We start from the raw sequence: 26,489 nt of genomic DNA on the forward strand, positions 1-26,489 counted from the left end.
GCTATAATTTACTTGGTTCCATTTCCAAGGAACTAAAGGAGTTTGATCGATCATTGGAGTATTTTGCCATTGCCGAAAAATACCTTGGCAAAATAGACGACGAACAAACCCTGAAAATTTCTTATAGTAACCTACACAATAATATAGGCAACGTCTATAAAGATCAAGGCAATTATAAAGAAGCCAAGGAATATTATAAAAAATCAGTAAACAACCAAGACACTCTCGGCGCATATGATCGATTAGATCATGCCACACATATTAATAATTTGGCATACTCCCGATTTAAATTGGGGGATACGCTTGGGGTAATACGGGATCTAAAAAGGGCCCAACAGATTTGGGAAGAAGAAGGGCATATCGAAGGGCTTTCCCTAAGCGATTATACGCTCGCCGAATACTATTTATCCCAAGAAGATACCCTAAAAGCCTTGGCCAGTGCTCAAAAGGCAAAGGATTATGCCGAGCAAGCATCCAACAACAAGCGTTTGTTGGCCTCCCTCGGCCTATTGGCCCAGATCGATCCTAAAAATTCACTGCGCTATACGCAACGCTATATTGCGTTGAACGATAGTTTAGTACATGTAGAGCGACAAGAGCGTAATAAATTTACGCGCATAAGTTTTGAAACCGATGAGTTTATTGCTAAAAATGAAGCACTTACGCGCACAAAACAAATCTGGACGGGCGTGGCTGTCGGTATCTTCTTGTTGGGAGCTGCCGTGTACGTAATCATCTACCAACGGGCAAAAAACCAAGCGCTACGATTTCAGCAGCAACAACAGACCAGTAACCAAGAGATCTTTGATCTGATGTTGTCCCAAAAACAGAAAATAGCGGAGAGCAAAAAGGAAGAGCAAAAACGAATTTCGGAAGAGCTGCACGACGGGGTGTTGGGAAAAATGTTGGGGGCCCGTATGGTGCTTACCGGCTTGAATAAGGCAGCTACCCAAGAAGCCATTACCGAAAGGGCAAAGGCCATTGCCGCCCTAAAGGACGTGGAAGGTGAAGTGCGCGCCATATCCCATGAATTGAGCCATGCCGCCTATCATAATATCCAAAATTTCATAAATTCGATCAAAGACTTATTGCAAAACATAAGTCATGCCAACGGACTCCAATATACCTTTGAATATGATGAAACGAATGATTGGGATGCCGTGAATGGGGAAGTCAAAATCAACCTCTATCGTATGGTTCAAGAGATTATGCAAAATGCGGTAAAGCACGCTGAATGTAAGAATATTTTGGTTAGTTTTGTACGAACGAATTCAATATTGACAGTTACCATTGCTGACGACGGTAAAGGGTTTGTTCCGAAAGGAAACAAAAAAGGTATCGGCATGCGAAACATTGAGTCAAGGGTGAGTAAACTTAACGGTACGTGGGATATTGAAAGTGTATTGAACAAGGGTACAACGATCAGCTTACGGCTACCCCTGAAGGATAATAATACCGCACCCACCGTTTTACATAAAAAACAGAATGTTGAGAACATAAAATAGTACTAATAGTTTGATTATGAAGATTGTACGACTTTTATCGGTAGACGACCATGCCATGACGGCCATGGGGTATAAGTATATTTTGGAAGGTGAGGAATTTGATGGGTTTGAGGTAAAGGTAGATACCGTGAATACTTTTGAAGGGGCGATAGAAAAGATAGATTTTTCCGCACGCGCCACCCCTTACGACATCCTATTATTGGATATATCCTTATTTCCGTCCCATTCGAACGATACTCGCAGCGGTGAGGATATCGGTATCTATGCCAGAAAAAAGGTTCCATCCTCAAAAGTCGTCTTCATGTCCTCATTTAGCGATAGTTACCGAATCAACAGTCTTTTTAAAACGGTTGATCCCGATGGGTATATGGTAAAATCTGAAATCGATGAGAAATCGCTCTGCGCCATGGTACGTACGGTGTTGGATAGGCCACCCTATTATACGGCCAGTGCCTTAACGGCCATTCGCAAAAAAATGGCCAATGATTTTGATATGGTCGATGACACCGACAAAAAAATCCTACATTATATCGCAACGGGTACACGTACCAAGGATATAGGCCCCTTGATTTCCGTAGCCCCCACGACGGTTGAATCCAGAAAAAGACAATTGAAACAGCTTTTTGGTATTGAACAGGGCAATGATATAGAGCTTATTGAAGAGGCCAGAAAACGTGGGTTCATTTAATCCGCAATTTTAACAATTTTTCAATTTATATTAAAACACTGGATTTCAGCAGTTTATATAATTTTTATTGCGCTATCAAGGAAAACCTCATTTTTTATAAGGTTTTCCTAAGGTCACTTGCCAAGACATCCCCTTAAATTTGTGGTTATTGCATCCCGAAATAACCATACATTATGTCTTTTGATCCAAAAGATTTCGAAAACAACCTTCCTAGCAGGAAGTCCAAAAAGGTATCCTTCAATGGACTTTCCACTTTTATAAATACCCTTGAAAAACATTTTTTCTCGACTATTTCTGTACATAATAATTCTTCAAACGATGAACAGATCAATTTGGTCATTGAATTGAATTGTGATTTGACATTGATGGACATGGTCATCCATTCGTCCAAACAGGCCTGGGGATCTTTCAATCATTGTAAATATTCGCTTGCCGAGGAAATCAATTTGTTGGAAGAGGTCAATGATGTTTTCTTTGATGTGGACGAGTTTTCGATTAACCTCAAAGATACCAGTATCATTATCGATAAAATCTACAATAAAAGTATTTCCGATCAATTGGATGATATTTTCCTCAATCTAGAAAAGCATTACCTGCATTTGTCCAAAGGGAACGTAGAGGTGCCGTATGAGATTTTCGTCGCCGTTTTTGAGGAAAGGATTATCCCAACGAATCTTTCTATGATGCATAACAATAAGACCCATAGCTATACCAGTTATTGGGCCCTCTATTTTGAATCTGAGAAAGATGCGGTAATTTATGATTTGGACAACGCCAAATTCATTTATGAGGATTTGTATATGCTAAATGAGTAATATTTCAAGGTCATCAGGCATTGAAAAGGGCCCTTCCCTGCATTAAGGCATTCACTTCGCCCCTAACCTTCTCAATTACTTCCTCATCATCAGCATTGGTAAGTACGCGGTCAACCAAGTCCACGATGGTTTTCATTTCGGCCTCTTTTAAGCCCCTTGTTGTAATGGCTGCCGTGCCAAAGCGGATGCCAGAGGTTACAAATGGCGATTTATCATCAAAAGGCACCATATTCTTGTTCGCGGTAATATCCGCTTTGACCAATACCTTTTCCGCATCCTTACCGGTAATATCCTTATTTCGAAGATCGATCAACATCATATGGTTATCGGTACCCCCTGATATAATGTTATACCCCTTGGCAACAAATGCGGCGGCCATGGCTGCTGCATTTTTCTTCACTTGGAGCATATAGTTCATATAGTCATCGGTCAATGCTTCACCAAAAGCGATGGCCTTGGCCGCAATGATATGTTCCAAAGGCCCCCCTTGGTTACCGGGAAAAACAGCCAAATCGACCAAAGCGGACATTTTCCGCAAGTTCCCATTTTTTAATCGAATCCCAAAGGGATTGTCAAAATCCTGTCCCATAAGGATCAATCCACCGCGAGGACCGCGCAAGGTTTTATGTGTGGTCGTCGTTACCACATGGCAATGTGGAATGGGGTCATTAAGAATACCCTTGGCAATCAAGCCTGCGGGATGGGCAATATCGGCCATTAGAATGGCATCAACACTATCCGCAATCTCACGAAAACGCTTAAAATCCATATCACGTGAATAGGCAGAGGCACCGGCGATGATCAGTTTGGGTTTTTCCTTAAAGGCGATTTCCTGAATGGCGTCATAGTTCAGTACGCCAGTTTCGGCATCTACCCCATAAAAAACAGGATTATACAATCTCCCTGAAAAATTAACGGGAGATCCGTGGGTCAAATGACCACCATGTGACAGATCGAAACCTAAAATGGTATCGCCAGGTTGCAAAAACGCATGGTAAACCGCGGCATTGGCTTGTGAACCGGAATGGGGCTGCACATTGGCATAGGCCGCTCCGAACAATTCCTTGGCCCTGTCGATCGCAATTTGCTCAACTTGATCCACCACTTCGCACCCACCATAATATCTTTTTCCCGGATACCCCTCGGCATATTTGTTGGTAAGTACCGATCCGGCAGCTTCCATTACTTGTGGGCTAGTGAAGTTCTCTGATGCAATAAGTTCAATGCCGTTTAATTGCCTTTCTTTCTCTGCTTCTATTAAATCGAAAATGAGTTGATCGCGTTGCATATATTCCAATCTGTTAAATGAGCGGTAAAAATACAAATTGCCAGTTGGTTATTGATGGAAAATAATATATTTGATCAGGAATTTATCAAACATGAATTAACAATATTAATATGGAGCTACTCGCTAATGATCCCGCTAAGAAAACATGGTTACCGACCCCCGTAGATACGGACTTCCCGATACAGAATATTCCCTTTGGCGTATTTTTGACCCGAGATGATATCATCACCATAGGTACCCGTATCGGTGATACGGCAATAGATTTAGGCGCAATGCATCAATTAGGTTATTTCGACGGAATTCCCCTGACCGATGATATTTTCCTTCAAGATACCTTGAATGATTTTATCTCAGACGGCCAAAAAACCTGGAGACTGGTACGAAATCGTATCAGTGAGGTCTTTGATATTGAAAATGATACGCTAAAAAATAATGAGGCCCATAAGACCATTATACTCTTTGCGCTGAATGAAATTGAAATGCAATTACCGGTTCAGATTGGGGATTATACCGATTTTTATTCGAGCAAAGAACATGCGACCAACGTAGGCAGTATGTTTCGCGACCCTGAAAACGCCTTGTTGCCCAATTGGTTGCATCTTCCTGTAGCCTACCACGGAAGAAGCTCTACTATTATCCCCAGTGGTGTGCCCATTCATAGACCCATGGGGCAAACCATGCCCAAAGGGGCGGATAAACCTGTTTTTGGCCCTTCCCGCTTAGTCGATTTTGAATTGGAAATGGCCTTTATCACCACAGATGCCAATAAGCTGGGAGAACCCATCCCCATTGCCAAGGCCGAAGAATATATCTTCGGTATGGTATTGCTGAACGACTGGAGTGCCCGTGATATTCAAAAATGGGAGTATATTCCCTTAGGTCCCTTCTTAGCGAAAAATTTTGCCACTTCCATTTCTCCCTGGATCGTAACTCTTGATGCCTTGAAACCCTATAGATGTGCGGGTCCGAAACAAGATCCAACGCCCCTGCCCTATTTAACACTCAATGGCAATCATAGTTTTGATATCGGATTGGAAGTTGATATCGTTACTTCAGAAGGGATTGCCACGACAGTGTCCAAATCGAATTATAAGTACCTCTATTGGACCATGGCTCAACAATTGGCGCACCATACCATAAATGGTTGTAAAGTGACTAGTGGTGATTTAATGGGTAGTGGTACGATATCCGGACCTACTAAGGAATCATATGGATCCATGCTCGAATTGGCTTGGCAAGGTACAAAACCCATAACGCTCAAGGATGGTAGTGAACGCACCTTCATTCAAGATAATGATACCGTTGTTATTCGAGGATTTTGCAAAAAAAGTGGGCAACGCATCGGTTTTGGGGAAGTAGCCACCACATTACTCCCTGAATTTCAGCCTAAAACCAAAAAATAACCCAAATAAAGTTTTTCATCGAGACAATACGATAGTTTATCGTTTTACGTTATCAACAAAGACCATTTTGGCACGAGTGTTGAAAATGTACTAAACAACGGTAAATTAAAATGTCATGAAAAAAGGTATACTATTAAGCGGAATATTACTTTTCCTAATTGCCTGCGGCGGAGTTAAAAAGACCCAAAAGGCCTTGAATACTGGTAATTATCTGAACGCCATCAACAATGCCGTTCAGAAACTTTCGGATAATAAGGATAAAAAAAACAATCAATCCTACGTTCTTCTGTTGGAAGAAGCCTACCAAAAGTATACGAAAAGGGAATTGGAGCAAATATCATTTCTAAGAAAAGACGGCAATCCCGCCAACTTGGAAGCAATTTATAACGGGTATAAAAATCTTGATCGCCTTCAGGAATCCATTAAGCCTTTGCTGCCTTTACAAGTCTATGAAGAGAATAGATCCGCCAAATTTTCCTTTGCCAACTATGATAACAGTATCATTTCGACCAAGGAGGAGCTTTCGTCCTATTTATACGATAATGCAGTAAACCTATTGAATACGGCCAGTACGAAATGGGATTATAGAGAGTCCTTTGATGATTTTCTTTATTTGAATGAGATTAATCCCGGGTACGCCGATAGCAAATCGAAGATGGAAGAAGCCTATAAAAAGGGGCAGGATTATGTACGGGTCGATATGGTGAACAGGACCGATAAAATCATACCCGTAAAACTGGAAGAGGAGTTGTTGAATTTCAACACGTATGGATTAGAGGACAAATGGACCAAGTACCATACGAACCATCTTTCCAATATTGACTATGATTATGATATGCACATTGAATTAAGGGAAATAAACATTTCGCCCGAGCAAGTGAACGAAAAGCAGATCATCAAGGAAAAGCAGATCGTAGATGGCCAACAATATCTTCTGGATAATGAGGGAAATGTGGTCAAGGACAGTTTAGGAAACAAGATACAAGTGGATAAGTTCAAAACGGTCAAATGCAATTTCTATCAATTTACACAATTCAAAACGGCCCAGGTAGCAGGACTGGTGAGTTTTCAGGACTTGGAGACCCAACAACAGTTGAACACCTATCCCTTGTCAAGTGAATTTGTTTTTGAGCATATTTATGCCAATTACGATGGCGATAAAAGGGCCTTGGACAATAATCTGGTTTCATTGCTCAATTTGGCAGCCGTACCCTTCCCCACCAATGAACAAATGGTCTATGACGCAGGGGAAGATCTAAAAAATCGACTAAAGGGCATTCTTACGAATCATAGATTCAACTAAACATATAAACTTGAACCCTGACAATGTCAGGGTTTTTTTATACATAGGCGTTGAGGTCAATGGCATTGATGCTCCCATGTGATTCATGGGCCACCACGATTCCATTTCGGATGACCAATAATTGGGGGGATTGATGCATCACCTTGAATTTATACCCGGTCTCATTGGAAACCTCCCTAAAACTATGTAGATCCAAGTAGTATAGATCAAACTGTTCCTTTGAAAAACCATAACTGGCATTGAAAGTATTCAGCACCATTCTACTAATACCACAGCTCGTCGAATGCTTGAAGATAAGCTGGGTTTTATGTTTGGAATCCTCCGCTATTTGTTCCAATTGATGCACGGCCACCAAAGGTCGCCATGGCACATTATTCGGTTCTTTCTTTGGTTGATCGCCACTGGTGCCAAATAGGTTTTTAAATAATCCCATGTTTTGTTTTTACTGTTAAGTCGCATTTGGTACAATACCTTACTCTGCCGAAATGTCTTGTTATTTCGATGATTTTCAGACATTTTGTCCGCAAATATCACTTGGTAGGGTTATTGACCTTTAGCAATCAAAAGTAAACCTTAACTAGAAAATACAAAACGAATGAACTTTAATAATTTTACCATAAAATCACAGGAAGCCGTTCAACTTGCCCAACAAATTGCGCAGGAGAAAGGGCACCAACAGATTGAGAACGAGCATTTATTCAAAGCGATCGCCGAGGTCGATGAAAATGTACTGCCTTTTCTCTTAAAGAAATTGAATGTCAACACCGCTTTATTGAACCAGATCCTCGATAAGGAGCTAGAGAGTTTCCCTAAAGTATCTGGAGGCGAGATCATGGTTTCAAGAGAGGCTGGCAAAAGCCTGACCGAAGCTGGCATCATTGCCAAAAAGATGGAGGACGAATATGTTTCCATAGAGCATTTGGTATTGGCCATCCTTAAATCAAAGAGTAAGATTGCACAGATCCTCAAAGATCAAGGAGTCACTGAAAAGGATTTAAGGACCGCAATAGAAGAGCTCCGCAAAGGAGGCAAGGTTACCTCACAAAGTGCCGAGGAAACCTATAACGCACTAGAGAAATATGCCCGAAATCTAAATAAAATGGCCGATAGCGGCCAATTAGACCCCGTTATTGGCAGGGATGAGGAAATCAGGCGAATTCTACAGATTCTTTCCAGAAGAACGAAAAACAATCCCATGTTGGTCGGGGAACCCGGTGTAGGTAAAACCGCCATCGCCGAAGGTCTGGCGCATCGAATCATACAGGGTGATATTCCCGAAAACCTAAAAGACAAGGTCATTTATTCCTTGGATATGGGTGCGTTGATCGCCGGTGCCAAATACAAAGGTGAATTCGAGGAACGCCTTAAGTCCGTGATCAAAGAGGTCACCTCTTCCCATGGAAATATCGTACTATTTATCGATGAGATACATACCCTCGTAGGTGCCGGTGGTGGTCAAGGGGCCATGGATGCCGCCAACATACTGAAACCCGCACTCGCACGGGGCGAACTTCGGGCCATTGGGGCGACTACCTTGGACGAATACCAAAAGTATTTTGAAAAAGACAAAGCCTTGGAGCGCAGGTTCCAAAAGGTAATGGTCGACGAGCCTGACACAGAAAGTGCCATTTCGATCCTTAGGGGGATCAAAGAAAAATATGAGGCACACCATAACGTACAGATCAAAGACGAAGCCGTTATCGCTGCCGTAGAACTTTCCCAACGCTATATCACGAATCGTTTTCTACCCGATAAGGCGATTGACCTTATGGACGAAGCGGCGGCCAAACTCCGTATGGAAATAAATTCCAAACCAGAGGAATTGGATGTGTTGGACAGAAAGATCATGCAGCTTGAAATTGAAATAGAGGCCATTAAACGGGAAGATGACCAGGCAAAACTAAAAGTGTTGAACATAGACCTGGCCAATATCAAGGAGAAGCGCAATGAAATCTATGCAAAATGGGAAAGTGAGAAAACAGTGGTCGACTCCATTCAAAAGGTCAAAAATGAAATTGAAGACTTTAAATTGGAAGCCGAAAGGGCCGAACGTTCAGGAGATTACGGTAAAGTAGCGGAATTGCGTTATGGCAAGATCAAGGAAGCCCAAGAAAAGTTGGAAGTTCTTCAAAAGGAAATGACCGAACAACAGAAGGGCGGTACGCTGATCAAGGAAGAAGTGACCAACGAGGATATAGCCGAGGTCGTCGCCAAATGGACCGGCATCCATGTCGCAAAGATGTTACAGAGCGAACGTGAAAAATTGTTGAAACTTGAGAAGGTCCTCCACAAACGCGTAGTGGGACAGGATGAGGCCATACAGGCCGTATCCGACGCCATTCGAAGAAGCCGGGCCGGATTACAGGATGCCAAAAAACCCATAGGTTCATTCCTGTTCTTGGGTACTACCGGAGTTGGTAAAACCGAACTGGCCAAAACCCTTGCTGCGTATTTATTCGATGATGAAAATGCAATGACCCGAATAGACATGAGTGAATACCAAGAGCGACATGCGGTAAGCAGGTTGGTCGGGGCACCTCCAGGATATGTTGGCTATGATGAAGGCGGACAGCTTACCGAAGCCGTACGAAGAAGACCCTATTCTGTCGTATTATTGGATGAGATTGAAAAAGCACATCCCGATACCTTCAATATTCTCTTGCAGGTTTTGGATGAAGGCCGACTTACGGATAACAAGGGTCGTATTGCCGATTTCAAGAACACCATTATTATCATGACCAGCAATATAGGAAGTCATATCATTCAAGAAAAGTTTGAGAACAATAAGGACATTTATAGTGCTTCTGAAGCTGCCCGCGTTGAGGTTCTTGGCCTATTGCGAAAAACAATTCGCCCCGAATTCCTGAATAGGATCGATGATATCATCATGTTCACGCCCTTGAGTAAGGAAGATATTAGGGAAATCGTTCTGCTTCAAATAGAACAATTGAAAAAAATGTTGGGCAAACAACATATCACCATTGATGCTACCGATGAGGCGGTTACCTATCTTGCTAACAAGGGTTATGATCCACAATATGGAGCAAGACCCATAAAGAGGGTAATCCAAAAAGATGTCTTGAACAACTTGTCAAAAGAACTTCTAAGTGGGACCATCAAAGCGGATAGTATTGTACTAATCGATGCCTTTGACGACCAATTGGTCTTCAGAAATCAGAGTGAATTGGTAAACTGAACTGGATGTTAACATAAAAATGGGCCCTGATCATTTCTTCAGGGCCTTTTTTTTATCAACATTATATACCATGCAGTATATAGTTTTTTTATCTTCGTAGAAAATAGCCATACCATGACCACAAAAGCTGAGAGAACTACTGCTTTTATCATTGAAACCGTTGCCCCAGTTTTTATTAAGCATGGTTATGAGGGCACGAGTATGAGCGACCTTACGGAAGCCACAGGATTGACCAAAGGAGCCCTTTATGGCAATTTTGAAAACAAGGAAGCCCTGGCATTGGCCGCGTACGAATACAGCATCAATAAACTACTTACAGCCATAGATGAACGCTTGGGTATTGCAGGTGATTCCCTCGATAAATTATTTTCACTAACCAAGTTTTATCGCAATTATGATGTTTTCACTTCAGAACTCGGAGGTTGTCCCGTACTGAATATGGGTGTCGATGCCCAGGACAACAACAAACTCTTGGCTGCTGCTGCCAGTGAAACCATTAAAACCATTGAAGGTAAAATAGCACTGGTCTTGGAGAAAGGGGTGAATAACAATGAACTTCATTTACCCGTAACACCCCTACAATTCGCAAAGCAGTTCTACACCATGCTTCAAGGGGCGGTGGCCATGAGCACCATTACCAAAGATCGCAAATACCTTATGAATACCGTGGCTTACCTGGAAGTTTTGGTGAAAAAGGAAATCAAAAAATAGTTCCTTCGGTTTATTTGGCCACGACCCTATAGATCCACGTCTTTTCAGGGTATTTTCCATTGAACTTGCTATCCCTTGCCCTACGGGCCTCTCCCATGGTATCATAGCGATCTAAATACACATAATTGAACTTGTTCTTACTCCTAAGGAACGACTTAGGTTGCAGTCCTTTCTTTGTAAGATCTGTCATAAAGGCATCGAAATATCGTTTGGTTCCAAAAACATTGGCAATCAGATAATATCCTGGTTTAAGCCCATCTTCTTCTACAACCTCTTCATATTTCTCGCCAGCCTTTGGTTTATCTTCTTTAGATTGTGGAGCAAGTTCTTCCAATCTTTCCCCTTCTTTCGCCGCAGTTTCTGCAGCTACTTTGGTTTTGTTAATAGAATCGATCTTTCTCTGTTGTTCCTTGCGAAGTGCTTCTGCCATTATTTCAGCATCTTTGGCATTTTTTATGGAATCAAGCCTAACTTGTTCTCTGCGCTTATTAGCTTCCGTCAATGCATTTTCTTTTTCCACAGCAGTAATAGAGTCCAATCTTCTTTGTTTGGAAATTCTAGCTAAAGCTACGTCCTCTCTTTCTTTTGCCTGGCTTATTGAATCTGTTTTACGCTCCTGATCTTTACGCAAATTCGCAGCAACAACTGCTTCTTTCTTGGCACGTGAAAGTGAATCATTGGCCTCAACGGTATAAATCGACAACTTATCAGCGTAACGGCCATTGAGTTTACTATCTCTTGCTTTACGTGCCTCGTCCATGGTATCATATCTTTCTAAATAAACGTAGTTGTATTTATCCTTGCTTCTAAAGAAAGATTTAGGTTGTAGGCCTTTCTTGGTAAGATTGGCCATAAAAGCATCAAGATATTTTTTTGTTCCGAAAACATTTGCAATTAGATAATAACCCGGGATAAGACCATCCTCTCCCACAACTTCTTCATATTTTTGACCTACTTTTGGCTTTTCTTCCTCAGCTTGTTGAGCAACTTGTACCACGCTTTCCTTCTCCTTCTCTGCAAAATCGGCAGCTATTTTTGCTTTATTTATAGAATCGAGTTGTTTTTGTTTTTCAACTTGTGCCAAGGCCTCTTCTTCTTGCCGCTTGACCCTGTTTATAGAGTCCATTCTAAGCTCATGCTCCTTACGTATCTGAGCCGCAATTGCGTCTTCTTTCTTTAATAAGGCTAGCGAATCCCTCGTTTGAATGCGTTGGGCTTTCTCCCGTTCTTTGGCTTCCCGTTTCTGGGCCAACATTTCTGTCTTGGGCAATTCTTCATCAATACCTTCAACCTTGGCAATTTCTTCCAATTCTTCCTCTTCCTCCTCTTCCTCTACATCAAATCCGACGACTTTTTTCCTAGGATCGAACGTTCCAAAATCATAGGCCGTTACGAATTCAAAAGTAGGGTCCTTCCCTTTCAAATCGGCATTTGTACCGAACTCGACCAGTGCACCGATCGAGAAACGTTTCTTGAACCTGCCCCCACCACCGACGCCAATTCCATAAAAACTGTTGTATCCCGCTTGGGCCCAGAACTTACTTGACGATAAGAATGCACTGACCCCAACTTGGGTATCAAATCCTGGAATCGATTTAATATAAAGCATTGGTCGCAATACCGAGGTGCTGTCCGATTTTCTAACTGAAACCGGAATGTCATAAGAAGCCGTTCCCGAATAGATCTTCTCCTTATTTGTTGTATGGGCTTCTTTCTCGCTCATGTTGTAATCGAACATATTTTCAGAGGCAAAGCCAATACGCAGTCCGTCATAGGCAAATTGTATACCTGGGGCAAATTGGAGAATAAAATCATTGGTCGTTTCGAACAACGGTAATTCTATTTGCGGATCCCCTTGAAACGGGTTCCCGGAAAACTCCTGTTGGTACCCAAACAAATTCAATCCGAATGTCAGACTAGTACGATAATTGAAATCGTATCGATAGGCATAGTTCAATACCCCGCCAGTATTGAGATACACATCGGTATTATGCTGATAAAAACCTGCCCCGATCGATGAGGAAGTATTTAATTTACCGGTATAATTCAAAAAAAAAGTGGTAGGATCGCCGTCGATCATCTGCCATTGCCAGCGTGTCCATATCCCTATCGATTGGGTGTTCCCATAATTGACAGCGGAGGCAGGATTGAATATGCTCGAATTGGAATCGGTAAGGTTATGCTGTCTCAAATCCAATGGAAGACCATCGTTTTGCGCATGCAATGCAAACGCAATCAATAAAAACAAAAGAGACAGTTTATATTTTATCATATGCAAAAAAACAAAAAACCATGGGTTATACATACTATTTTATGCTAATTTTAGTTAGATTAGGAGAAAAGTTTTAAACAAACGAATTACTGATTATGAAGGTTTTAAAAGCGTTTATCATTTATGTTTTCATATTGGGCTTTTTTGGTTGTAAGGAAGAACAACCACAAGCGGTAGACAGCCTTTCAACATTCTATTTTATCAGACATGCTGAAAAAGACAGGTCTGACCCCGAAAATATAGATCCTGAGTTATCACAAAAGGGTTTGGGAAGAGCGATGCATTGGGCTGAAATCTTGGACGAAGTGCCAATTGATGCCATCTATAGCACGGATTATGAAAGAACCCAAATGACCGCCGCCCCCATGGCCGTCAAAAAAAACCTGACCGTACAGATTTATAATCCAGAACTCATTGACATAGAACAATTTAAAGCCGATAACCTCAATAAAAAAGTGTTGGTCGTAGGCCACAGCAATACAACCCCCGATTTTGTAAATAAATTGATAGGCCAAGAAAAATATAGCCAAATCGATGACAATCAAAATGGGAGTATGTTCATCGTGGAATTCGTAAATGGCATTGCTACCGATATGCGATTGAATTTCAATTGTAATTGTCCCGAGTAACCTCGATCTGCCTTAAATCGATGGTGGATAATAATTCCAATTCCCCTTTCACATATAGCTTGTCTATTTTATAAACCGATCCCGAATTGGCTTTTGGCTTATAATTTTTGTAATCAACAAACCGAATGCCGTTGACATAGCGCTCATTATACGCCTCCCTAAATCGCAATCCTCCTCCATTAACATGGAATTCATACGCTAAAAAGTCGGGTTTCAATGTTTTGGTATTGAACCAATAGAGATACACATCGTCAAAATCATCCCCACCGTTTTCCTGGTCAAAGGTTACCTTTATTTTGTAATACGCTTGATCGTGAATCATTATCTTTCCCAGGTACTCCTTACGTACGGCAGGATCATTCAGGCCATAAGGCAAATAGGCGAAATAATGCACAGAATTTATGGAATTGGCATACGCATGAGCCACAGAATCCGGTATTTTCACTAGGGTTCCATCAACGTAGCGTTCAAAGCCATTTGGAGTCTTGACATCAACATTACCCAAGGAATCGTTCTTAAAAATCCGCTTTAAAATTTTTTGACCACCAACGTGCTCCTTTACATATTTTCGGTCCCTGAATTGAAAGGAAATAGTGCTCTTGGGGTAACGTTCACCACCGCAAATCACAATACTCTTGTCAACGATCTGTTGGGCCGTAAGTTCCTTTTTATCTTGTTCATTACAGGAAAGCAGTAAGGTCGTTATAGCGATAAAAAGAATAAAAAGTGTTTTTTTCATAGTACTCGGTTCGAAAATGGATATTGAACATTACAGATTCCCCGTAAGAATTCCATTTTAAGGAAATTGCATATAGCATTATTGTTATTACTTTTGTAAGGCCATGCAGAACAATATCAATATTAAGAATAAAAAGGCTCGATTTGAATACGAGATCCTGGAGAAATTTATGGCCGGTATCGTTTTATCCGGAACCGAAATAAAATCCGTTCGTCAAAGTAAGGCCTCCATCACAGAAAGCTTTTGTGAATTCAATGAACGGGGCGAACTCTTCATCATCAATATGCAGATCGATGAATATTCCCACGCCTCCCATTTTAACCATAGACCCAAGGCAGAGCGGAAATTGCTGTTGAACAAACGCGAATTGAAAAAACTTCAAAAAGAGGTCGCAACCAGTGGCCTGACCATCATCCCTTTGAATTTATTCTTGAACGAGAAGGGGTTGGCGAAAATGAACATAGCCTTGGCCAAAGGGAAAAAGTTGTACGACAAACGGGATACCATTAAAGACCGTGAGAATAAGAGGGACATGGATCGGATCAAGAAAAGTTACAATCGATAAAAAGTCGTGCTTTGAGTCGAAACAGCTTAGTTCTTATTTTCAAGCAACGGCACAAACCGAAAAATCCCTAATTCTTTTTTTTCGAATTCCTTTTCGCTTTTTCGTATAAAAAGGGTCATTATCTGTTCGTCAAGACCCACAGGTATTACCAGTCGACCCCCTACCTTTAATTGCGACAAGAGTGCCCTAGGTACTTCAGGAGCTCCGGCGGTGACGATGATACTATCAAAAGGAGCTGTCTGCGGAAGCCCTTTATAACCATCCCCGAAAATGACCTTTTTGGGACGATAGCCCATTTTCTTAAAGAACAGATTGGTTTTCTTGAACAGTTCCAATTGCCTTTCTATGGTATATACCTTTGCCTTTAGATGTAGTAAAATAGCGGTCTGGTACCCACTTCCCGTCCCAATTTCCAAAACAAGATGCCCTGGTTTTACCTGAAGTAATTCCGATTGGAATGCAACGGTGTACGGCTGCGAGATGGTCTGGTCGGCCGCTATGGGAAATGCTTTGTCCTGATAGGCATGTCCCTCAAAACCACTTTCCATGAATAAATGTCTGGGTATGGTGCGTATGGCATCCAGGACTTTGGGATCCACGATGCCTTTGGCTTTCAATACCTCTGCCAGTTTATTCCGCATTCCGCGATGTTTAAGGGTATCTCTCAAGAGTAATTTTGATAGTTTGGTTTAAAAAGCGAAGTTAACAAAGTTTCACCTAACAATGTATGTTCTTATCGCTCCCTTGCCAAAACTTTTGAAGTCCAAACTATATTAACTACCAAACTATGTTTATTTTTGAATAAAATACGACCTATGCTAAAAGTCGGAGTCTTAGGAGCGGGACATTTAGGAAAAATACATCTTCGTTTACTCAACGAATCCCCAAAATATGATTTGATCGGTTTTTATGATCCAGATGATATCAATGGGCAAAAAGTAGCCGCCGAATTCGGGTATACCCATTTTGAAAATATCAATGACCTTATTGATGCTGTGGATGTGGTTGATATCGTTACCCCAACACTTTCACATTATGATTGCGCCAAGAAGGCCATGGAAAAGGGAAAACATGTCTTTATCGAAAAACCTATAACGAATACCTTGGAGGAAGCCGAGGAACTATTGAAACTAGAAGCAAATACAGGGGTAAAGGGCCAAGTGGGCCATGTTGAGCGATTCAATCCTGCATTTGGTTCAGTCAAGGATAAGATCCATAATCCCATGTTCATCGAGTCCCATCGATTGGCCGAGTTCAATCCACGGGGCACTGATGTGCCCGTGGTCTTGGATTTAATGATCCATGATATCGATGCGATTCTTAGTGTAGTACATTCCAAGGTAAAGCAGATCAATGCCAGTGGTGTATCTGTCATCAGCAATTCACCCGATATCGCCAATGCCCGAATCGAATTCGAAAACGGATGTGTGGCGAACCTAACGGCCAGTAGAATATCGCTTAAAAACATGCGTAAATCAAGGTTTTTTCAACGGGATGCCTACATTTCTGTCGATTTTCTGGAGAAAAAGGTAGAAGTGGTAAAAATGAAGGATGCGCCAGAAACCCCAGGGGAATTTGATATGATTTTACAAAATGCCGAAGGCATTAAAAAGCAGATCTATTTTGAAAACCCAGATATAGAACCAAATAATGCCATTCTGGACGAATTGGAAACATTCGCGGATGCCATCAACAACGATACCATACCGGTGGTAACCTTAGAACAAGGAACCCAAGCCCTGAAGGTGGCTTTGCAAATTATTGGATCATTCTAGAAAAAGAAGTATGAAAAACATAGCAGTTATCGGTGCGGGTACCATGGGGAACGGAATTGCCCATGTTTTTGCCCAAAGTGGGTACAAGGTACAACTGATCGATATCTCCCAGGAATCCCTACAAAAGGGAATGGCGACCATCACCAAAAACTTGGACCGGATGTTGGCCAAAGGAAAGATCACGGAAGCGGATAAGTCGCGAACATTAAAAAACATAGCTACCTATACCGACCTATCAAAAGGAGTGTCAACGGCCCAACTTGTTGTCGAGGCGGCTACGGAACAACGCGATATAAAACTGGGCCTATTCAAGGAATTGGATGCAATTACTGACGCCAATACCATTTTGGCGACCAATACGTCCTCCATTTCGATTACCCAGATCGCTTCGGTTACGGCAAAGCCTGAAAATGTGATCGGCATGCATTTTATGAATCCGGTTCCCATCATGAACCTTGTTGAGATCATACGTGGGTACAATACCTCCGATGAGACTACCAAGACCGTAATGGAACTTGCGAAGAAGTTGGGTAAGACACCTACCGAGGTCAATGACTATCCCGGATTTGTGGCCAATAGGATCTTGATGCCCATGATCAATGAAGCGATTGAAACAGTATACCATGGGGTTGCCGGAGTCGAGGAAATCGATACCGTAATGAAATTGGGCATGGCCCATCCCATGGGTCCCTTGCAATTGGCTGATTTTATCGGTTTGGATGTTTGCCTTTCCATTCTCAATGTGATGTACGACGGTTTCAAAAATCCAAAATATGCCCCATGCCCCCTACTGGTCAATATGGTAATGGCCAAAAAACTGGGTGTGAAATCAGGCGAAGGCTTTTATGATTATACTGTCTCCAAAAAGGCGGAAAAGGTCGCTGCCCAATTCAACTAGCACACATGGCTGTAATTAAACCCTTTAAGGCGATACGACCCACCATGGACAAAGTGGCCTTTGTGACCTCAAGGTCATACCAGGATTATTCTGAAAACGAAGTGGAAGCCGTACTGCGCTATAATCCATTTTCGTTTTTACATATCATAAACCCTGGCTATAAGTTTTCAAAGGAAGTCGCGGGAGAAGCCCGCTTTAAAATGGTACACAATAGGTATCTCGAGTTTTTAGAGGGGAATATTTTCTTGAAAGATAGCAAGGATAGTTTTTACATGTACCAGATTGAAAAGCATAATTTCAAATGTTGTGGTTTTTTTTGTGCCGCAAGTGTCCAGGATTACCGTGACGACGTTATCAAAAAACATGAAGATACGATAAGCCAACGCGAACAATTGTTCGCCAAATATCTAAAGACCGTGGGTTTCAATGCCGAACCCGTTTTAATCACCTATTCGAATACGGGTTCTTTAGAGGCCATCATCGACCATGAAAAGAAAAAAGCACCGGAATACTATTTCACCACCCCCGATAAGATCACACATACCCTTTGGGTCATTTCGGATGATAGTGCCGTAAATGGATTGATCCGCGAATTTTCCAAAATGGAATCCCTTTACATCGCCGACGGCCACCATCGTAGTGCGTCTTCCAGTTTATTGGCCAACATTTATAAAATAGGCAATTCCAATCATACAGGTGAGGAGCCTTATAATTACTTCATGTGCTACATGATTCCAGAATCAGAGATAAAGATCTATGAATTCAATCGCATGGTCAAGGATTTGAACGGATATTCAAAAGAGGAGTTCTTAATACGTTTGGATGCCTTGTTTCGGATAGAAAAAAAAGGGAGTATGCTGTATAAACCGACAAAGAAACATCATTTTAGCATGTATCTCGATGGGGATTTTTATTCCCTCTTCTTGAGAAAGAAAGTGTACAAATTTTCGGATGTCCTAAGTAGACTCGATACACAGATACTTTACAAAACCATATTGGAACCTATTTTGGGAATCAAGGATCTACGCACCGATAAACGAATTGCCTACGGTTTTGGCAAACATAATATTATTCGCATGAAGGATGAAATCGATCAAGGAAGGTTTAAGGTCGGGTTTAGTCTTGTTCCCTTGAAGGTCGATGAAATAAAGGCCATTGCCGATGCCGGACTGGTAATGCCCCCGAAAAGCACCTATATTGAACCCAAACTGCGAAGTGGTATGGCCATTTATGAGTTTTGATTGCAAGGCAAACGCCTAATGCAAAGCGGCAAAATCAAACAGTGGGCAGGTATTATATACGCTGAATGTATAACGCAGGAGCTAACGGATATTCACCTTAAAAAAATAACCTTACGAAGCAAAACATGTCAATAAAAACAAATCTACATACCATAAAAGAGTCCTTGCCAGATCATGTTACCTTGGTGGCGGTTTCAAAGACTAAGTCACAGGATGATATTATGGAAGCCTATAACAGTGGACAGCGTGTCTTCGGGGAGAACAAAATACAGGAAATGGCCCAGAAATGGGAAGCGTTGCCAAAAGATATCGAATGGCATATGATTGGCCATGTACAGCGCAACAAAGTAAAGTATATGGCAGAATTCGTTTCCCTGATCCATGGGGTTGATAGTTTAAAGTTGTTGCAGGAGATAAACAAACAGGCCAAAAACGTCAATAGGACCATACCCTGTCTCTTGCAAATGCATATTGCCGAAGAAGACACGAAGTTCGGATTGGACAAAACGGAACTCACTGCCCTGATCAACTCCGAAGCGTTCAAAGCGCTCCACAATATTAAAGTAATCGGCCTAATGGGAATGGCCACCTATACCTCTGATGAAAACCAAATCAGAAAAGAATTTAAATTTTTAAAATCGAGTTTCGATGATTTACAGAGGTCATTGCCCGATATATCAGTAGTATCAATGGGGATGAGCGGAGACTATAAGATCGCTATGGAAGAAAGAAGTACCATGGTACGCATAGGAAGTAGTATCTTTGGGGCCAGGAACTATTCCCATTGAACCCATTTATCCTTTTTAGGAGGTAGCGAAACTAAGCGATTTACATCTCGTTAATGGCTTTTCAGCGTTGTAAAACAGGGCTACGGAAGAAAAAAAGAAAAAAAAGGAAATACGTGTAAACGGATCATTACTAAAAACTGATAGAAGGCAATTGATGTACACCATATTGGACATAGAAACCACGGGAGGAAAATACAACGAAGAAGGTATCACCGAAATAGCCATCCATAAATTCGATGGGCATGAGGTCGTCGATGAGTTCATCAGCCTAATAAATCCAGAGAAAGAGATTCAACCTTTTGTTGCCAATTTAACGGGTATCAACAATAAAATGCTGCGGAATGCGCCCAAATTCCATGAAGTGGCAAAACGAATTGTTGAAATTACCGAAGATGCTGTTTTGGTGGCCCATAATGCCCAATTCGACTACCGGATCTTACGGACCGAATTCAGGCGATTGGGCTATAACTTTGAACGCAAGACCATATGTACCGTCGATCTGGCAAAGAATCTCATGCCCGATGCCGAATCGTACAGCTTGGGCAAGTTGGTAAGATCTTTAGGAATACCCATGAGTGACCGCCATAGGGCCAACGGTGATGCACTTGCCACGCTTAAGCTCTTTAAGTTATTATTGGCCAAGGATACCCATAAAACGATTATCAAAGAAGTGGTTCGGGAAGAGACCCATGGGGAGCTTTCACAAAGACAATTGGATCTTGTAGAACAAATGCCTTCTGAAACAGGGGTGTATTATATGCATGATAAAAAAGGGGAAATTCTCTTCCTTGGTAAGAGCACCAATATCAAAAAACGGGTAAACCAGCATTTTACCACGAATGGCGACAGGGCCAGACAGCTTCAAAAAGAAACGAAATCAATTACCTTCGAAAAAACCGGAAGTGAGCTGGTAGCCCTGCTAAAGGAGCATGAGGAACTTCTAAAGAACAAACCGAAATATAATCCCAATACCCGGAAAAAACGTTTTCAAGGGCTATACCTACATACGAATGCTGACGGCTATTATATATTTAAAATAGGGCTGCAGAAGAAAGAAGCGACCTATATTACAACTTTCAATAGCCAACTTTCGGCGACGAACTTTTTAAAGAAGATCACCGAAGAATTCCATCTTTGTGCGAAACTAAATGGTCTTGAACCCTTGAATGTCTCCAATGGGGTGGATCAACAGCATCATTGTTCGGGTGCCTGTAACGGACAAGAGTCCGCAGCGGAATACAACCAAAGGGTGCTGAAGGCCATCGAAAAATACAGTATTGCCGATAAGTCGCTTTTGATCGTTGACAAAGGACGTCAAATAGGGGAAAATAGCGCCATATTGATAAAGAAAGGCAGTTTGCAGGGATGTGGATATTTTGACCTTAACCATCAGATCAATAATATTCCTATCTTGGAATCAATTATAACCCCAATGATCAGTGATGCCTCAACGAATCACATCATCGATTCTTATCTAAGAAAAAAAAGAGTAAAAAAAATAATCGCCCTTAATAGCTAAGTTTTGAGCACCGGAAAAAAGAATAGGGATTGGCGGGAAGTACTCCATGAAGTCATTTATGGGACGCATACTCCTGCGGGAAAATTGTTCGATATAATCTTACTGATCGTCATACTGTACAGTATTATTATCGTAATGCTTGAAAGTGTCCCAAGATTTGACAATAGATTCCATGATTTCTTCAATATATCGGAATGGATCGTTACCATTCTTTTTTCGATTGAGTATATCCTACGATTGGTCTGCATAAAAAGGCCCTTAAAATATGTTTTCAGTTTTTTCGGCATCATCGACTTACTCTCCACCATTCCGAAATATCTTACCTTCTTCTTTGTGCAGTCACAATATTTTACTGCATTTAGGGCGCTTCGCTTGTTAAGGGTATTTCGGATACTTAAACTGGTGCGCTTTGTTGGTGAATCGAATAATTTGGCCCGAGCCTTAATGGCCAGCAAGACCAAAATCTTTGTCTTCGTATTTTTTGTACTTATCGTTTCCGTCTTATTGGGCACCATCATGTATTTGGTTGAAGGTCCTACCCATGGTTTCAATAGTATTCCCCATAGTATCTATTGGACCATTGTAACCTTGACCACTGTTGGGTACGGGGATATTTCTCCACAAACACCTTTGGGACAATTTATCGCCACCTTTATCATGATCATTGGTTACGGCATCATTGCCGTACCGACAGGGATCGTCTCCGCGGAATATGCTACCACATGGAAAAATGAGAAACATACTGACAAAGGTCGTGCTTGTCCCAATTGTGGTGCTGAAATTCATCGGTCAGATGCCGATTACTGCAGAAAATGTGGTCATAAATTAAATGAGGAATAGTGACATCCAAAACCCTTATTTCTGTTGTTGGGCCAACGGCCATAGGTAAGACCAGGCTAGCCATTACCTTGGCCAATCATTATGATACGGAAATCATTTCTGCCGATTCGCGTCAATTTTACAAAGAACTGCACATCGGAACCGCGGCACCCAGTAAAGAGGAATTGCATGCTGCTCCCCATCACTTTATTAAAAATAAAAGTATTTTCGATACGTATTCGGTAGGCGATTTTGAAAAAGAAGCTTTGGTATGCCTCACAAATCTATTTCAGGAGCATGATCAGGTAATCCTTGTGGGTGGTAGCGGTCTGTATGTCGATGCGGTGACCAAAGGATTGGATGATTTTCCGGAGGTCCCTCCCCGTTTTCGGGAGGCATTGAATAAAACCTTTGACACTACTGGAATTGAAGCACTCCAAGACCAGTTGAAACTTTTAGATCGGGATTATTATGAAAAAGTCGATTTGAACAACCCCCATCGAGTGATACGGGCATTGGAGGTCTGTTTGGCCACTGGGAAACCGTTTTCATCGTTCTTGGGCAAGAAAGCTACAAGTAGGCCATTTCATACCGTTACCATCGGTTTAAAGACTAAACGCGAAACCATGTATGACCGAATCAATCAACGGGTCGATATGATGATGGCCAATGGCCTTTTGGAAGAGGCCCGAAAGGTTTATCCCCATAAAGCTTTAAATGCCCTACAAACCGTTGGTTATAAGGAACTTTTTAATTATTTTGATGGTGATTGCACCCTGGAGTTCGCCATTTCGGAAATAAAAAAGAATACCAGAAGATTCGCAAAAAGACAAATGACCTGGTACACTAAGAATGGGAATATTAGTTGGTTTGATTTTGATGATGACCCTCTAAATATAATTAAGGAAATAGATAAGGAAATAACAACATATACCAATGAATAACACGCATATTTATATCATCATGGGGGTTTCGGGTTGTGGCAAGTCCACCATAGGCAAGTTTCTGGCCAATGAACTGGGGCTACCTTTCTTTGATGGTGATGATTACCATCCTGAAGCGAATGTGACTAAAATGGCCAGTGGCAAGGCACTCAATGATAAAGACAGGGAAGGATGGTTACAGGCCTTGAACGAACTTGCCCTTGAACATAGCACTACAGGTGCCGTAATCGCCTGTTCAGCTTTAAAGGAACGTTATAGAGATCAACTGCGTAAGGGCCTAGGCAAGAAAATGGTCTTCGTTTACCTCTCTGGCTCCTTTGATGACATATATGCCCGATTAAAGGAGCGCAAAGGACATTATATGCCCAGTCAACTCTTAAAATCGCAATTTGAAACGCTGGAGCCACCAGAAGACGCTGTTGAAGTATCCATAAACAATACCCCTGAGGAAATTATTGCTGAAATCTTGGATAAAATCAACTAAAAAGCCCCGACGTTACCGTCAGGGCTTGATACTTTAAAATAATATTTGCTATTCTGATTCGGTTTTAACGACCAATCTGAATCCCTCACCGTGAATGTTCAATATTTCCACAGTATCATCACGTTTTAAGTATTTACGTAATTTGGCAATATAAACATCCATGCTTCTTGACGTGAAATAATTATCGTCCCTCCAAATTTTTGTCAGGGCCAATTCCCTCGGCATTAAATCATTCTCATACAAGGCCAAAAGGCGTAACAGTTCATTTTCCTTGGGAGAAAGTTTAATAGCCTCCTCCTCTTTGTATTTCAAGAACCTCAATTTGGAATTCAAATGAAAACCACCGATTTGAAATTCATATTTCTTACTGTCTGCCAAGGTGTTAGAAGCTTTCCTTTGAATTATTGCCTTAAGTTTCATCAACAATACTTCAGAATCGAAAGGTTTGTTCAAATAATCGTCAGCACCGGCCTTATAGCCCTTAAGAACATCTTCTTTCATGGTTTTTGCCGTAAGAAAAATAATAGGGACATTCTCGTTTTTTTCCCTGATCTCACGGGCCAGGGTGAAACCATCCTTATAAGGCATCATGACATCCAAAATACAAACATCATAATTGTCTTTTTTAAACTTCTCGAAACCTTCCATGCCATTCTTGGCCAATGTAACATCAAAATTGTTCATTGACAGATAATCCTTCAATACGATCCCGAAATTCGGATCATCTTCCACTAAAAGTATTTTCTTGTTTATTGTTTCCATAATTCTTTATATTAATGGCAGTTTTATATAGAAAGAGCTTCCTTTTCCTTTTTCGCTTTCTGCATAAACTTCACCTTGGTGATCTTCTATTATTCTTTTTACGTAGGCCAGACCCAAGCCGTGCCCTTTAACATTGTGTATGTCCCCTGTATGTTCCCTATAGAACTTTTCAAAAACTTTCTTAAGTACGGCCTTACTCATGCCCGCGCCTTGATCTTTTATCTCGATGATTATATTGTTTTTCACCTCTTCGGTATATATATCGATTTTAGGCGCCTCTGGCGAATATTTTATGGCATTGTCAAGGATATTCACTATCACATTGATAAAATGCATCTCATTGGCCAAAACTTCTTTTCTACCGGCTTTTAAGTGGGTTTCTATATAACCACCCCTATCACCTACGATCAATTCAACATGGGCGATCGCATCATGTATTATGTCGTGTACATCGACCCTATCCTTACTGATATCCAACTGGTTTTTTTCCAACTTGGAAATACGAAGCACGTTTTCTACTTGGGCATGCATTCTTTTGTTCTCGTCGCGTATCATCTGGAGGTACCGCATCACCTTTTCCTTATCATCGATCACCTGTGGATTCTTTATTGCCTCAACGGCCAAATTAATGGTAGCAATCGGTGTTTTGAATTCATGGGTCATATTATTGATGAAATCCGATTTGATTTCCGAAATCTGCTTTTGTCGTATCAACTGGTAGATCGCACTTGAATAGGCAATGATAATCACCAGGGTAAACAAGAGCGATAACCCCGCCATACCTAAGATGGAGCTGATCAAAAACCGTTTCTTTTTCGGAAAGGTTATCAACAACGCATAATCCGAATTGCCCTCCGAATCCTTGAATATCAAGGATTTATATGGGGTAGGATTCCGAAAACTGAATTTCCTCGATTTTACGGAGGTCGGCAAGCCCCTACTGGCAATACCATATTCATAATCGGTGTTGATATTGCGATTCTCCAATTCCCGTGCCAACAACAATTCAATTTCCTGTTTTGAAACCCGATTATGTATGGGTACCCGCTTGGCAAATTCACCGAACATATCCTCGAATGCAGAAATCTCCATCGAAGTCAGCCCCCCGATTTTTTCTATTTTTTCGATGGGTGTAAATTTACTTTGGCGACCGTCTAGACTTAAATCCTGTTTAAAGGTAGCTTTCAAACGTCGGCTGGTATAATTTTTTATAGTCGTGGTGTCTTCCCCCGTACTACTGTCAAAGAACGTTGATGCGATATTATATTCTTCCTCTAAAATACCATGGGAATAATAATGTACCTCATCCGAATTAATATCATGATCTACAAAGAAGAAGTTCTTGAAATGTGCACTCTTTAAATCCCCAATGCTATCTTTGATATTTACATACCTTTCAAAATAATCATTGCGCTCTCTGCGAGTGATCAAATCGGTAACCTTATCGAGCACCTGCGATACACTGTTCGAAAATTGATCTTCCCTATCTTCAACAGACTTTTTTATCCAATACCCCTGTACAAAGATTATCCCTATTAATGAGAGGCTCATAAGAATGACCAAAAGAACAAACAACCTCTTATTCATCTACGTGCAAAATTAGAGATTTAACAACTAGCTTTTTAACGTTTAACCTAACCTTAACAAAATTGTTAAAATTGCTCAAACCCCGTAAAGATCCAGTAATTGCCTATGGACCTCCTTTACGCTTTTACGGGTATCTTTCAATACAATATTTTCAATCACAAAGTTAGAAATACTCCTTTTTTTTACATCATCCCATTGGCTCCCCATACGGGCCAAAATTTTGGATTTGGGTGTCTTATCCCGCTTCATAACGCGTTCTAGGCGTATTTCCTTTGGCGCCGTGATCAAGATAATCTTGTCATAGAAATCCTGAAGTCCATTTTCAAAAATGATGGCCGATTCCTGGATGACATAGGGTGATTTTTGTTTTTTGGCCCATTGTATAAAATCTTCCCGAACCGCTGGATGCACAATAGCATTCAACCGGCCCAATAATTCGGTGTTTTCAAAAACCTTTTCGGCGATGTAGGCGCGGTTCAATTTTTTGTCGACGTAGGCCCTCTCCCCAAATAGCTTTGTTATGGCAGTTCGTAACTTCTTTGAGGACTCCATCAACTT

General features: G+C 41.3%; 25 protein-coding genes. 17 read left to right on the forward strand and 8 right to left on the reverse strand.

Annotated elements, in window-relative coordinates; translation table 11 throughout:
- The 3 genes from WBM98_RS18605 to WBM98_RS18615 form a co-directional block, all read left to right on the forward strand.
- Positions 1 to 1,505: tetratricopeptide repeat-containing sensor histidine kinase (locus WBM98_RS18605; protein ID WP_424367516.1), on the forward strand; the 1,505-nt coding region annotated here is incomplete at its 5' end.
- 16 nt (positions 1,506 to 1,521) lie between these two features.
- Entirely contained in the window at positions 1,522 to 2,193 is a 672-nt protein-coding gene (locus WBM98_RS18610; RefSeq protein ID WP_424367517.1) for a histidine kinase, read from the forward strand.
- A gap of 173 nt (positions 2,194 to 2,366) precedes the next feature.
- Positions 2,367 to 3,008, forward strand: a complete 642-nt coding sequence (locus WBM98_RS18615; RefSeq protein WP_424367518.1) for a hypothetical protein — start codon at positions 2,367 to 2,369, stop codon at positions 3,006 to 3,008.
- 13 nt (positions 3,009 to 3,021) lie between these two features.
- On the opposite strand, the gene glyA is transcribed toward WBM98_RS18615, so the two are convergent.
- Complete coding sequence (gene glyA, locus WBM98_RS18620; protein WP_424367519.1) at positions 3,022 to 4,296, reverse strand: serine hydroxymethyltransferase; 1,275 nt, start codon at positions 4,294 to 4,296, stop codon at positions 3,022 to 3,024.
- A gap of 110 nt (positions 4,297 to 4,406) precedes the next feature.
- On the opposite strand from glyA, the gene fahA reads away from it, so the two are divergent.
- Both fahA and WBM98_RS18630 read left to right on the forward strand, forming a co-directional pair.
- On the forward strand, positions 4,407 to 5,699 hold the full coding sequence (fahA, locus tag WBM98_RS18625) for a fumarylacetoacetase (RefSeq protein WP_424367520.1): 1,293 nt from the start codon (positions 4,407 to 4,409) through the stop codon (positions 5,697 to 5,699).
- A gap of 115 nt (positions 5,700 to 5,814) precedes the next feature.
- Positions 5,815 to 7,002, forward strand: coding sequence for a hypothetical protein (locus WBM98_RS18630; protein ID WP_424367521.1), 1,188 nt, complete (start codon positions 5,815 to 5,817; stop codon positions 7,000 to 7,002).
- Between the two features lie 37 nt (positions 7,003 to 7,039).
- Here WBM98_RS18630 and ytxJ read toward each other — a convergent pair whose 3' ends face one another.
- The gene (ytxJ, locus tag WBM98_RS18635; RefSeq protein ID WP_424367522.1) at positions 7,040 to 7,435 is read right to left on the reverse strand and encodes a bacillithiol system redox-active protein YtxJ; all 396 of its coding nucleotides are present in this window, start codon (positions 7,433 to 7,435) and stop codon (positions 7,040 to 7,042) included.
- Between the two features lie 162 nt (positions 7,436 to 7,597).
- Here ytxJ and clpB point away from each other — a divergent pair, with 162 nt between their 5' ends.
- Entirely contained in the window at positions 7,598 to 10,198 is a 2,601-nt protein-coding gene (gene clpB, locus WBM98_RS18640) for an ATP-dependent chaperone ClpB (protein WP_424367523.1), read from the forward strand.
- A 114-nt stretch (positions 10,199 to 10,312) separates the two neighbouring features.
- Entirely contained in the window at positions 10,313 to 10,909 is a 597-nt protein-coding gene (locus WBM98_RS18645) for a TetR/AcrR family transcriptional regulator (RefSeq protein WP_424367524.1), read from the forward strand.
- A 10-nt stretch (positions 10,910 to 10,919) separates the two neighbouring features.
- On the opposite strand, the gene WBM98_RS18650 is transcribed toward WBM98_RS18645, so the two are convergent.
- Positions 10,920 to 13,214 carry a PorP/SprF family type IX secretion system membrane protein gene (locus WBM98_RS18650; protein ID WP_424367525.1) on the reverse strand — a complete coding sequence of 765 codons (2,295 nt, stop codon included), beginning with the start codon at positions 13,212 to 13,214 and terminating at the stop codon, positions 10,920 to 10,922.
- Between the two features lie 62 nt (positions 13,215 to 13,276).
- Between WBM98_RS18650 and WBM98_RS18655 the strand changes: the two genes are divergently transcribed.
- Positions 13,277 to 13,810: a SixA phosphatase family protein gene (locus tag WBM98_RS18655; protein ID WP_424367526.1), complete on the forward strand. Its 534-nt coding sequence runs from the start codon at positions 13,277 to 13,279 to the stop codon at positions 13,808 to 13,810.
- Here the strand turns inward: WBM98_RS18655 and WBM98_RS18660 are convergent.
- A complete protein-coding gene (locus tag WBM98_RS18660) occupies positions 13,788 to 14,549 on the reverse strand; it encodes a DUF6503 family protein (RefSeq protein ID WP_424367527.1) in 762 nt (253 codons plus the stop codon). The genes WBM98_RS18655 and WBM98_RS18660 overlap by 23 nt on opposite strands.
- Positions 14,550 to 14,652: 103 nt before the next feature.
- On the opposite strand from WBM98_RS18660, the gene smpB reads away from it, so the two are divergent.
- Positions 14,653 to 15,114, forward strand: a complete 462-nt coding sequence (gene smpB / locus WBM98_RS18665) for an SsrA-binding protein SmpB (RefSeq protein WP_424367528.1) — start codon at positions 14,653 to 14,655, stop codon at positions 15,112 to 15,114.
- A gap of 26 nt (positions 15,115 to 15,140) precedes the next feature.
- Here the strand turns inward: smpB and WBM98_RS18670 are convergent, their stop codons facing one another.
- Entirely contained in the window at positions 15,141 to 15,782 is a 642-nt protein-coding gene (locus tag WBM98_RS18670) for a protein-L-isoaspartate(D-aspartate) O-methyltransferase (RefSeq protein ID WP_424367529.1), read from the reverse strand.
- Positions 15,783 to 15,929: 147 nt separating this feature from the next.
- Between WBM98_RS18670 and WBM98_RS18675 the strand changes: the two genes are divergently transcribed.
- The 8 genes from WBM98_RS18675 (at position 15,930) to WBM98_RS18710 (ending at position 23,582) form a co-directional block, all read left to right on the forward strand.
- Positions 15,930 to 16,889, forward strand: a complete 960-nt coding sequence (locus WBM98_RS18675; protein ID WP_424367530.1) for a Gfo/Idh/MocA family protein — start codon at positions 15,930 to 15,932, stop codon at positions 16,887 to 16,889.
- A 10-nt stretch (positions 16,890 to 16,899) separates the two neighbouring features.
- Positions 16,900 to 17,787: a 3-hydroxyacyl-CoA dehydrogenase family protein gene (locus WBM98_RS18680; protein WP_424367531.1), complete on the forward strand. Its 888-nt coding sequence runs from the start codon at positions 16,900 to 16,902 to the stop codon at positions 17,785 to 17,787.
- A gap of 5 nt (positions 17,788 to 17,792) precedes the next feature.
- Positions 17,793 to 19,028 (forward strand): DUF1015 domain-containing protein, encoded by a 1,236-nt coding sequence (locus WBM98_RS18685; protein ID WP_424367532.1) that lies wholly within the window; start codon positions 17,793 to 17,795, stop codon positions 19,026 to 19,028.
- A gap of 125 nt (positions 19,029 to 19,153) precedes the next feature.
- On the forward strand, positions 19,154 to 19,816 hold the full coding sequence (locus WBM98_RS18690; RefSeq protein WP_424367533.1) for a YggS family pyridoxal phosphate-dependent enzyme: 663 nt from the start codon (positions 19,154 to 19,156) through the stop codon (positions 19,814 to 19,816).
- A gap of 154 nt (positions 19,817 to 19,970) precedes the next feature.
- A complete protein-coding gene (locus WBM98_RS18695) occupies positions 19,971 to 21,335 on the forward strand; it encodes an exonuclease domain-containing protein (protein WP_424367534.1) in 1,365 nt (454 codons plus the stop codon).
- Positions 21,336 to 21,338: 3 nt separating this feature from the next.
- Positions 21,339 to 22,175, forward strand: a complete 837-nt coding sequence (locus tag WBM98_RS18700; protein ID WP_424367535.1) for an ion transporter — start codon at positions 21,339 to 21,341, stop codon at positions 22,173 to 22,175.
- Entirely contained in the window at positions 22,175 to 23,098 is a 924-nt protein-coding gene (gene miaA / locus WBM98_RS18705; protein WP_424367536.1) for a tRNA (adenosine(37)-N6)-dimethylallyltransferase MiaA, read from the forward strand. The genes WBM98_RS18700 and miaA overlap by 1 nt, the downstream gene beginning before the upstream one ends.
- Complete coding sequence (locus WBM98_RS18710) at positions 23,091 to 23,582, forward strand: gluconokinase (RefSeq protein ID WP_424367537.1); 492 nt, start codon at positions 23,091 to 23,093, stop codon at positions 23,580 to 23,582. The genes miaA and WBM98_RS18710 overlap by 8 nt, the downstream gene beginning before the upstream one ends.
- Before the next feature lie 48 nt (positions 23,583 to 23,630).
- On the opposite strand, the gene WBM98_RS18715 is transcribed toward WBM98_RS18710, so the two are convergent.
- The 3 genes from WBM98_RS18715 to coaE form a co-directional block, all read right to left on the reverse strand.
- Positions 23,631 to 24,344 carry a response regulator transcription factor gene (locus WBM98_RS18715; RefSeq protein ID WP_424367538.1) on the reverse strand — a complete coding sequence of 238 codons (714 nt, stop codon included), beginning with the start codon at positions 24,342 to 24,344 and terminating at the stop codon, positions 23,631 to 23,633.
- Between the two features lie 6 nt (positions 24,345 to 24,350).
- A complete protein-coding gene (locus WBM98_RS18720) occupies positions 24,351 to 25,931 on the reverse strand; it encodes a sensor histidine kinase (protein ID WP_424367539.1) in 1,581 nt (526 codons plus the stop codon).
- A 75-nt stretch (positions 25,932 to 26,006) separates the two neighbouring features.
- Positions 26,007 to 26,489, reverse strand: a 483-nt coding sequence (gene coaE, locus WBM98_RS18725) for a dephospho-CoA kinase (RefSeq protein ID WP_424367540.1), incomplete at its 5' end; no start/stop codon positions are given.

The organism is Maribacter sp. (assembly GCF_049667165.1).
In the GTDB taxonomy this organism is placed as follows: Bacteria; Bacteroidota; Bacteroidia; order Flavobacteriales; family Flavobacteriaceae; genus Maribacter_A.

Coding starts and splice junctions, on each gene's coding strand:
- WBM98_RS18610 (WP_424367517.1), top strand. CDS start 1,522: ATGAAGATTGTACGACTTTTATCGGTAGACGACCATGCCATGACGGCC.
- WBM98_RS18650 (WP_424367525.1), bottom strand. CDS start 13,214: ATGTATAACCCATGGTTTTTTGTTTTTTTGCATATGATAAAATATAAA.
- WBM98_RS18630 (WP_424367521.1), top strand. CDS start 5,815: ATGAAAAAAGGTATACTATTAAGCGGAATATTACTTTTCCTAATTGCC.
- ytxJ (WP_424367522.1), bottom strand. CDS start 7,435: ATGGGATTATTTAAAAACCTATTTGGCACCAGTGGCGATCAACCAAAG.
- WBM98_RS18720 (WP_424367539.1), bottom strand. CDS start 25,931: ATGAATAAGAGGTTGTTTGTTCTTTTGGTCATTCTTATGAGCCTCTCA.
- WBM98_RS18685 (WP_424367532.1), top strand. CDS start 17,793: ATGGCTGTAATTAAACCCTTTAAGGCGATACGACCCACCATGGACAAA.
- WBM98_RS18710 (WP_424367537.1), top strand. CDS start 23,091: ATGAATAACACGCATATTTATATCATCATGGGGGTTTCGGGTTGTGGC.
- WBM98_RS18715 (WP_424367538.1), bottom strand. CDS start 24,344: ATGGAAACAATAAACAAGAAAATACTTTTAGTGGAAGATGATCCGAAT.
- WBM98_RS18660 (WP_424367527.1), bottom strand. CDS start 14,549: ATGAAAAAAACACTTTTTATTCTTTTTATCGCTATAACGACCTTACTG.
- WBM98_RS18680 (WP_424367531.1), top strand. CDS start 16,900: ATGAAAAACATAGCAGTTATCGGTGCGGGTACCATGGGGAACGGAATT.
- WBM98_RS18645 (WP_424367524.1), top strand. CDS start 10,313: ATGACCACAAAAGCTGAGAGAACTACTGCTTTTATCATTGAAACCGTT.
- smpB (WP_424367528.1), top strand. CDS start 14,653: ATGCAGAACAATATCAATATTAAGAATAAAAAGGCTCGATTTGAATAC.
- WBM98_RS18615 (WP_424367518.1), top strand. CDS start 2,367: ATGTCTTTTGATCCAAAAGATTTCGAAAACAACCTTCCTAGCAGGAAG.
- WBM98_RS18695 (WP_424367534.1), top strand. CDS start 19,971: ATGTACACCATATTGGACATAGAAACCACGGGAGGAAAATACAACGAA.
- WBM98_RS18675 (WP_424367530.1), top strand. CDS start 15,930: ATGCTAAAAGTCGGAGTCTTAGGAGCGGGACATTTAGGAAAAATACAT.
- clpB (WP_424367523.1), top strand. CDS start 7,598: ATGAACTTTAATAATTTTACCATAAAATCACAGGAAGCCGTTCAACTT.
- WBM98_RS18690 (WP_424367533.1), top strand. CDS start 19,154: ATGTCAATAAAAACAAATCTACATACCATAAAAGAGTCCTTGCCAGAT.
- fahA (WP_424367520.1), top strand. CDS start 4,407: ATGGAGCTACTCGCTAATGATCCCGCTAAGAAAACATGGTTACCGACC.
- WBM98_RS18655 (WP_424367526.1), top strand. CDS start 13,277: ATGAAGGTTTTAAAAGCGTTTATCATTTATGTTTTCATATTGGGCTTT.
- glyA (WP_424367519.1), bottom strand. CDS start 4,296: ATGCAACGCGATCAACTCATTTTCGATTTAATAGAAGCAGAGAAAGAA.